Origin of the sequence: uncultured Chryseobacterium sp., from assembly GCF_913776365.1 — a bacterium.
Taxonomy (GTDB): domain Bacteria; phylum Bacteroidota; class Bacteroidia; order Flavobacteriales; family Weeksellaceae; genus Chryseobacterium.
This window is the reverse complement of sequence record NZ_CAJYMO010000301.1, coordinates 1-8,113: the sequence shown is the minus strand read 5'-3', so window position 1 is coordinate 8,113 and position 8,113 is coordinate 1. Positions and strand designations below refer to the sequence as shown.

Here is an 8,113-nt window from a genome sequence, read left to right as displayed (position 1 = left end):
CAATCCTTCCGTCCGGTACGATATCTCCTTTTTCAATGGCACCGATGGATTGGCAAAAAAGACGGTCATACAGTTGTACTAATTCCTCAGATTGCTTCATGTCAGATGATATAGTTAAATGATCTCCTGTTTCTTCAGAGGGGGAATGTCAGTTAAACGTCTGTTTGAATTCCAGCGGCGAGGAATTGGTCTTGCTCCTGAAGAACTTGCTAAAGGATTGCGGATGTTCAAACCCAAGCTCATAGGCAATCTCACTTACCGTCAGATGGGTGGCGGAAAGCTTTTCTTTGGCCTTTTCAATCAGTTTTAAGTGGATATGCTGCTGGGTATTCAGCCCCGTGACCGAGCGCAGCATATCGCCCAGGTAGCGCGGGGACACTTTCAGCTGGTCAGACAGGTATTTTACCGTCGGGATTCCTTCGATCACTGCTTTTTCGGAATTGAAATATTCATCGAGCAGCAGCTCCATCCGGCTCAGCAGATCGGTATTGATGATCTTCCGGGTGATGAACTGCCTTTTGTAAAACCGCTGGCTGTAGGTCAGCAAAAGTTCCAGCTGGGAGATCAGCACATCGTGGCTCAGGTCGTCAATGGATGTTTTCAGTTCATCGTTTATGATGCCGGCAATGTTGGTCATGATGTTTTTCTCTCTTTCAGACAGGTACAGCGCTTCATGGATCAGATAGGAGAAAAAGCCGTAGTTCCTGATTTTACGTTCTAAAGGGTAGCCCCTGAAAAAGTCAGGGTGTATCAGTAAGGTAAATCCTGAAGGGGTTCCTGCAGACTGTATGCCTGCCAGCGGCTGCCCGGGAGCGGTAAAGCACATGCCGGCTTCATTGAAATCATAGGTCGTCTGCCCGTATTTCATCCTGCATCCTGACGAATCATTATAGGTAATGTGGTAAAAATCCATCATAAAACCCGTGGACAGCATCTGCCTGGTAATTTCCACTTCCCGGTAATCCAGCAGGCTGATCAGAGGATGCGCCGGTCCGGGCAAATTCAGCTCCTGATGCATCCCGGAGAGCGTGCGGAAATGCCGGAGATGATTGGTTTCTTGAGGTTTCATATTTCCAAATATACGTAAAATCTAATGGCCGGAATTCCACTGGCCATTAGATTTTATAGATTTAACCAATTGATATTCCGCTGTTCATCATTTCAAAAATCCCCTCGCGGAAGGCTTCGTCACCCACTTCAAGGCGGTGGCGGTATAGGGCAACGGCATCTTCGCCGCAGACATACCTCAGCTTTTTTGATCCGTCCGTGGCAGCTCCGTACACGACTTCGGCAATCTGCTCCGGAGTGGTCATAATCTCCTGCCGGGTAATGGCTGTTATAAAATTATTCAGAAGCCTGTCATAGGCAGGATGGGCCACCATCGGGGATTTGTTCATGATTTCCGTAGCCACCATGCCGGGTTCAATGGTCTTGATGCCGATATTGAATTCTGCCAGTTCATATGAAAGGCTTTCACTCCATCCTTCGATCGCCCATTTGCTGGCGTCGTAGACGGAACCCATCGGGAATCCTGCCAGGCCTGCAGAAGAACCTGTGGTAATAAACAATCCCTTTCCTTTTTCCCTGAAATACGGGATAAAGGCTTTCGTTACCCTTACCACCCCAAAGAAGTTCGTTTCCATCTGGGCCCGGATCTCCTCATCTGAAACCGCTTCCAGTGCTCCCATCAGGGCATAGCCCGCATTGTTGAAAACCACGTCTACCTGATGTGTGTCCAGGATCTTCCGTACCGTCTCATGGATCTGCTGCAGTTGGGTTACATCAAGTTGCAGTACGGTAACGTTCTGCAACTGATTGAGTTCCGTTTCGTTTTCCGGGGTACGCATGGTGGCAATAACATTCCAGCCTTTTGAAGCAAACAGCCGGGCCGCTGCTTTTCCGATTCCGGATGAAGCTCCGGTGATAAAAATCGTATTGTCCATAGTTTTTTGGATTTAATACGGTAAAGGTATCACACCGGCAGATCACTGAAGAAGTCTGAATGGTAATTACCGTAGCCAAAATGGAAGGAGGGTATTTTTTTTATAAAAGCAGCTGCGGGTTGCAGAGATGGCTATACCCACATCACGTACATCCGGAAGCTCATGGCATACGGTAAGCCTGATTATCTGATCTGAGAAGCCCCGGTTTTTCTAAAAGATACTTCCGGTAAAATAATTTTTATTTCCTGTGATGCATTTTCCTTTAACCAGTATATAATAAAATTCACTTTGACCGTTTTCAGCTGATATCCCTTTTTTTTAATATTCCCGATTCTTTCGATAAAATGCTGGGAGAATTTTAAAACAGGCTGGTGACGGGAGTTGATACATTCATTTCCCTGCGGGATCAGGAAGTCGCCGGGGACGAGCTCGGAGATCAGATGCTGCTTATTTTTAAAAAAGTCCAGCCATACATCCTTATATGTCAGATGTATGGCCAGTTCTTCCGGCTGGTCATGCATTTTCTTATCCTCGATCGTTGTTACATGATCGACGGAGAGGTGAGAAAGGAATTTAGCATCCGTGTGGATGGTTAAGTTATTTTTCGCTCTTGTCATGGCTACATACAATTGCCTTTTAGCCTCATCTGTTGAGAGACTGAAATTCTCCAGCAGTAGAAATACATTATCGAATTCCCTCCCCTTGCTCTTATGAATAGTTGAAACAAACACCGTTTCTCCCTTCCCGCTGAAAAAATCTTCCAGCCTGGATTCCCTGATGAATGCCTCCAGATCGGATCTGTATTTTCTTCTGGTATTGGTGGCTTCAAATTCTTCAATAATGTTGATGCAGATCTCTAACTTATTACTGTTATGAAATTTATCTTTCACCTCTTTCCGGGCTCTATCCCATACTTCATCGCTGATGGTGAAAGTGTCGCCGTGTATATCCAGACGGTTCAGGAAAAATCTGACTTCCGCAAGGTGGTACATATTGAAACTGTCATTGGTCTGGATCAGTTTTGCAGGGATGCTGTTTTTTAAGAGCAATCCTGTAATCTGCAATGCCTCGTAATTGGTCTTTGTCAGCACACAGGTTGTTCCGGCAATATCTGTATGCAACAGATCGCTGATCATAGGAACAATAAGGTTTCTGTTGTCATAATGTACTATTTTTATTTTACCGTGATCGTTCTGCACGGGTATGACAGGAGTGTCTTTCAGCCGGTTCGGAATCTGTTCCACAAACCCGTTGGCAAAGGCTACCAGGTTATTTTTGCTTCTGTAATTTTCAACGAGTTCATGTTTAACGGCATTATCGGATGATATCAGTGCTTCCAGATATTTTGAGCTGGCCCCTCTGAATTCATAAACATTCTGATCATCATCGCCTACCGCAATTACCCGCATATCATCATTCTGCTCCATCAATGTACTGATAAGCCTGTATTCATCCTCGTTCATATCCTGGGCTTCATCAATAACCAGTACGGTTTTGGTAATCCTGCTGGCTTCCACCTCACCGTTCTTGATCTTTTCGATGGTTCTTTTGATAATGAGATCAGACTTCTCGAGGTTTCCGACTTTACCCAATAAATCAAAACAGTAGGAATGAAAAGTTTTTATTTCCACGAATTGAGCCGCATTCCCGATCAGCTTGATCAGCCGCTTTTTAAATTCCGTTGCAGCCGCTCTGGAAAACGTAATCATCAGCAGTTGCTCCTGTTTTATATCTTCCATTAAAAGAAGAGCGGCCAGTTTATGGACAAGTACCCGGGTTTTTCCGCTGCCGGGCCCGGCAGCCACAACAATGTGCTGTGCTTCTTTATCATTGATGATTTTAAGCTGGGTAGGGGATAGTTCCCCGAAAAGCTGTCTGAATTTGGAAGGTGTAATATTACGGCCGATCTCCTGCTGCCTGCTGCCGTTAAAATATTTGGCGAGGAAAGATGCATAATTTAACTGAAAGTAATCTTCCACAAATTGTAAGGCATTCCGGTAGTCGGTAATCATTTTTTTGGCATATTCCCCCACGATATGGATTTGCTGGATTTTATTTTCGTAAAACTGATTCAGCTTCTGATAGTCATCCTTTGTATACCTTTTATTATTGTTCTGTTCGGTACGCTCAATGGTCAGCCGGTTATAGATGACCATAAAACCGCCCTCTATTTTTATGGCTTCAATTCTTGACAAATAGAAAAGGGTCTCTTCAACATCTTTAATACCAATTTCCTTTTTAAAAAGGTTACGGCTGTTTTCGTAAGCGGATTTCAGTTCATGAACAGAAAATGCGATCAGCACTTCCTGTTTTCCGGCTTCCTCTTCCGAAGCTTCCGAAAGGCTTTTGCCGTATAGGAATTCTACAATAAAGCTTGCCAGCTCATGTCTCTTTTCAAGTTTGTCCTTTAATAATTCCTCAGGATATAAAGCTGCCACTGCCACATGGTTTTTAGAATATTCCATGCTGTGCCTTCTGATCCAGTTCTTGATGGACCAGAAATTGAAGACGGTTTTAATGCGCTGCGTACTGCAGTTTATACATCCTGCCAGTTCCGCTTTTTCATTCAGCTCTTTCAGGTGAAAAACCTTTTCCTCCTGTTCTATAAACGGAAGCAGAAAGCTTTCAATTCTGGAGAAATTCTCCGCTATGGTGAGCGAACGGTTTTTATTTTCCCCTCTTTTTATAAAAGCGGTAAGGTCTTTTGTATCAGCTAAAATTTTTTCTTCCCTGAGAAGATTAATAATATGGATGACTTCTTCCTTTACAATACCCAGGTGGTCACTGATATAATCAACCCTGGATTCTGCAGTTTCTTCATTGGACTGCTTCCTGCTTTTGCTCGAAAAAAGTTTCTTGATGATTCTGATTCCTTTCTCTTTTTGTTTTTCCCCGAACCTTACAGACCGATTAATTTTATCAATAGCTTCCTGGGCATTTTTTGTTAAAATGCTGTTGGCAAAAATCCTGGGCATATTTTGTCCTCTTTTAAGGTATCCTGCGTCTTCCAGGGCGGCAATAGCTGTTGTTATCCTTGTTTCAATATGCATGATATTATCGTCCCAGCCTGCTTTTCTGGCGATTTCCAATGCAGATTGGGAAACCGTATACCGGAATCGGGTAATGGCTTTGATTGCCTGCCAGACCTGCTGTATTTCCTTAATAGACAGTTTGGTCTGATTCTGCAGTATAAAGTGTTTACTCAGATCCTCTTCGTTGAAAAGTACGAAGCATTCGGCAACTATATTTTCATCTCTTCCTGCTCTTCCTGCTTCCTGGACATAGTTTTCAAGCGAATCCGAAATTTCGTAATGAATCACCATGCCCACGTCTTTTTTGTCCACTCCCATTCCGAAAGCAGAAGTAGCCACCATAATCTGCGTTTTACCACTGATGAAGGCATCCTGGTTTTCAGATTTTTCCTGCTTATCCATTTTTCCGTGATAAGGCTTTGCATCAAAACCGTCGTTGCTTAATCTTTCAGCCAGCAGATAGGCCTTTCTTGTTCTGGAAACGTAAATGATAGCCGGACAGCTTTTCTCTTCAATCAGGTCGCGGACGGCCTGGTACTTTTCCTCTTCATTTGCTTTTTCAAAAACTTTGTACTGCAGATTCGTCCTCGATGCTTTTGAGGTAAACAGCTCAAGATCAAGGTTCAGCCTTTCTTTGAAATACGCCCGGATATCTTCTATCACTTTTTGTTTTGCTGTAGCGGTAAAACAGGAAACGGGGATGCTGTAATCGAGATTTTTCTTTTGCTGGATGGATTTTATAAAATCGCCAATATACAGGTAATCCACCCTGAAATCCTGTCCCCAGGAGGAAAAACAATGGGCTTCATCGATAACGAAGCGGATGATTTTTCTTCCCAGCATCAGCCGCTCTATACTTTTCGAACGCAATGATTCCGGGGAAATATACAGAAGTGAGGCGGATCCGTCTTCCACCCTATCGAACGATTTGGCTCTTTCGATAGGGTCGAGCAGGCCGTTGATCGTAACGGCATCGGTTAAATTGTTTTTTTCCAAGTTATCCACCTGGTCTTTCATCAAAGATTGCAACGGCGAAATAATAACCGTAAGACCTCCGGAATTTTCTCCGCTCATCAGGGCAGGTACCTGGAAGGTGATGGATTTTCCGCCACCCGTAGGAAATACTGCCAGTAAGGATTTACTGTGTACAGCTGCAAGTACTGCCTTTTCCTGAAGAGCTTCGCCCCCATAGGTACGGTATGAATTGAAGCCGAAATACTTTTTCAGCCCTTTGAATACATCCAGTGCCTCAAGGCAATAGGCGCAACCTATGAGACAGGGCTTATTTCTCAGTAAGAGCATCAGCCTTTCCACTTCAGGATAATTCTTCAATACCCAGGGCGGAGTAATGGAATGAATTTTTTTATGATTTACAAATGAATGGATAAGCGACAGGCAATAAGCTAATTCCACGGCATGCGTCTCTATCATTTTTTTCAGATCGGCATCATCACAAATCTCATTCCTGAATCTGTGGCGTATCAGCGGTTCGATGTCATGATGCGTAGCGGTATATCCGGTGAAACGGAAGAAGCCCATGAACTCTTTTTCGTCTTTCAGCAACAGGTAGAAAATTTGCCTGAGGGGCTCGTCAGTATTGTAGAAGGCTTTTATCTCATCATGGAACAGCTCCTTTGCTTTGATGGAATCATTAAGAGGGTTATTCACCTCATCCGTCTGTATTTTGTCGTCCTTTAATAAAGCATGATAGGGTTTTGCAGGGAATAATAAAGGAGAAAGGGGCAGGGTATCTATGATATTTTCAGCAGGGATCCCTGCATCGCGGACAGCTTCGCCGATATATTTAATGTCATGGTTCAGAATATTATGGCCACAGACAAAACGGGTGGTTTCAATAAATCGGATAAATCCTGTGACGGAAGTTTGATGAAAGGAACTTCCGTCTTCTTTTATTGCTCCTATATCAAGGATCTTGCGGTGGGCAGGTTCAATCTCCGTATCAATATAAGAGATAAGATCTCTATGTTTTTCTAATGGTATCAAGGTAATCAGCAGTTATTATGTTTTCAGATATCCGGAAAATAAGGATTATAATTAATCTTCATTCACTCTTACGTAAGGTAAAGTAAATAAAAAATAATAAATTAAAAAAATATAACAGTAATTCCAATCGGGTACCTTGAAATCTCCAAATACAAAACGGCAATGCCTGTAGGACCTTAGGTAACCCGGCCATAACGGAACATTCATTATCTTCTTCACGGCTGATGCTAAATACAGGATGGGAGTGACAAAAAAAGCCCGTAAAGGCTTTGTGTCATAATTTCCTGATACGCAGGAGATCATGAAAAGATTATTCTACATTCCCTTTGTATTTTTCTGCGCCGTTCATGTAGAGTATAGATTTGTTTGAATCATACTTATACGGGCCACTTTCATACAGATCTTTACCGGTCTTATTAAGGATCAGGCTTTGCTGGCCTGCGTCATCCGGCAAAAAAAGCTCCAGTTTGCTTTGATCGGTACTGAGTATAATAAATGCGCTGATGACGGCGGCATCTTTCGGCGGGTCTACGGGGTTCAGCCGGAAGCCTTCGTTGAACACCTGGATGCAATTCTGTTTCAGTTCGCTCCAGGTCTGGCCCGCTGAAGTTTTGCACCCGTGGCTGTCTTTATCTGCGCCCACGGCTTTTGGTGCGGGCTCGGTCTTTTCCTCTGTTGTTTTGGCCGGTTTACTGCAGGCTGCCAGTCCGGCAAGGCATACTGTTGTTGCAATCAGTTTTTTCATAGGAATTAAATATATACGGCAATGGCGTGCAAGAGAGGTGCCATTGCGGAGCTGCCCGACGAAAATACATCTTTTCCGTTTTTTGAAGGGTATAAATAATTATATTTGTACTGAACCCTTATACTCCTGTTTATGAGAGCACTGTTGTTATCCTGCTTCCTTATTATCGTGAATTTTTTTCAGGCCCAGACCCACCGGTATATCTATGAATTGCAGGCAAAAATGGATTCCGCCGAAAGCGAGCATCAGAAGTTCTATATGGTGCTGGATATCAACAGAAATGACACGAAATTTTACGGCGAAGACCTTTTGATCGCCGATTCTTTAAATAAAAAATTCAATACATTGGATCATAGACATATTGACATGACAGGCCAGGTTATCAGGAG

The 8,113-nt window shown here is 43.4% G+C and carries 4 protein-coding genes and 1 pseudogene; 1 reads left to right on the top strand and 4 read right to left on the bottom strand.

Annotated elements, in window-relative coordinates; all coding sequences use genetic code 11:
* Window positions 1-148 precede the first annotated feature (148 nt).
* From QZ735_RS15590 to QZ735_RS15575, 4 genes are all read right to left on the bottom strand, one after another.
* Window positions 149-1,069 carry a helix-turn-helix transcriptional regulator gene (locus QZ735_RS15590; RefSeq protein ID WP_294250233.1) on the bottom strand — a complete coding sequence of 307 codons (921 nt, stop codon included), beginning with the start codon at window positions 1,067-1,069 and terminating at the stop codon, window positions 149-151.
* 61 nt (window positions 1,070-1,130) lie between these two features.
* Window positions 1,131-1,943 carry an SDR family oxidoreductase gene (locus tag QZ735_RS15585; RefSeq protein WP_294250232.1) on the bottom strand — a complete coding sequence of 271 codons (813 nt, stop codon included), beginning with the start codon at window positions 1,941-1,943 and terminating at the stop codon, window positions 1,131-1,133.
* A gap of 182 nt (window positions 1,944-2,125) precedes the next feature.
* Entirely contained in the window at window positions 2,126-6,979 is a 4,854-nt protein-coding gene (locus QZ735_RS15580) for a RecQ family ATP-dependent DNA helicase (protein ID WP_294250229.1), read from the bottom strand.
* A gap of 310 nt (window positions 6,980-7,289) precedes the next feature.
* Window positions 7,290-7,724: a hypothetical protein gene (locus QZ735_RS15575; RefSeq protein WP_294250226.1), complete on the bottom strand. Its 435-nt coding sequence runs from the start codon at window positions 7,722-7,724 to the stop codon at window positions 7,290-7,292.
* 132 nt (window positions 7,725-7,856) lie between these two features.
* Between QZ735_RS15575 and QZ735_RS15570 the strand changes: the two are divergent.
* Window positions 7,857-8,113: pseudogene (locus tag QZ735_RS15570) on the top strand (GLPGLI family protein); the annotation flags it as partial.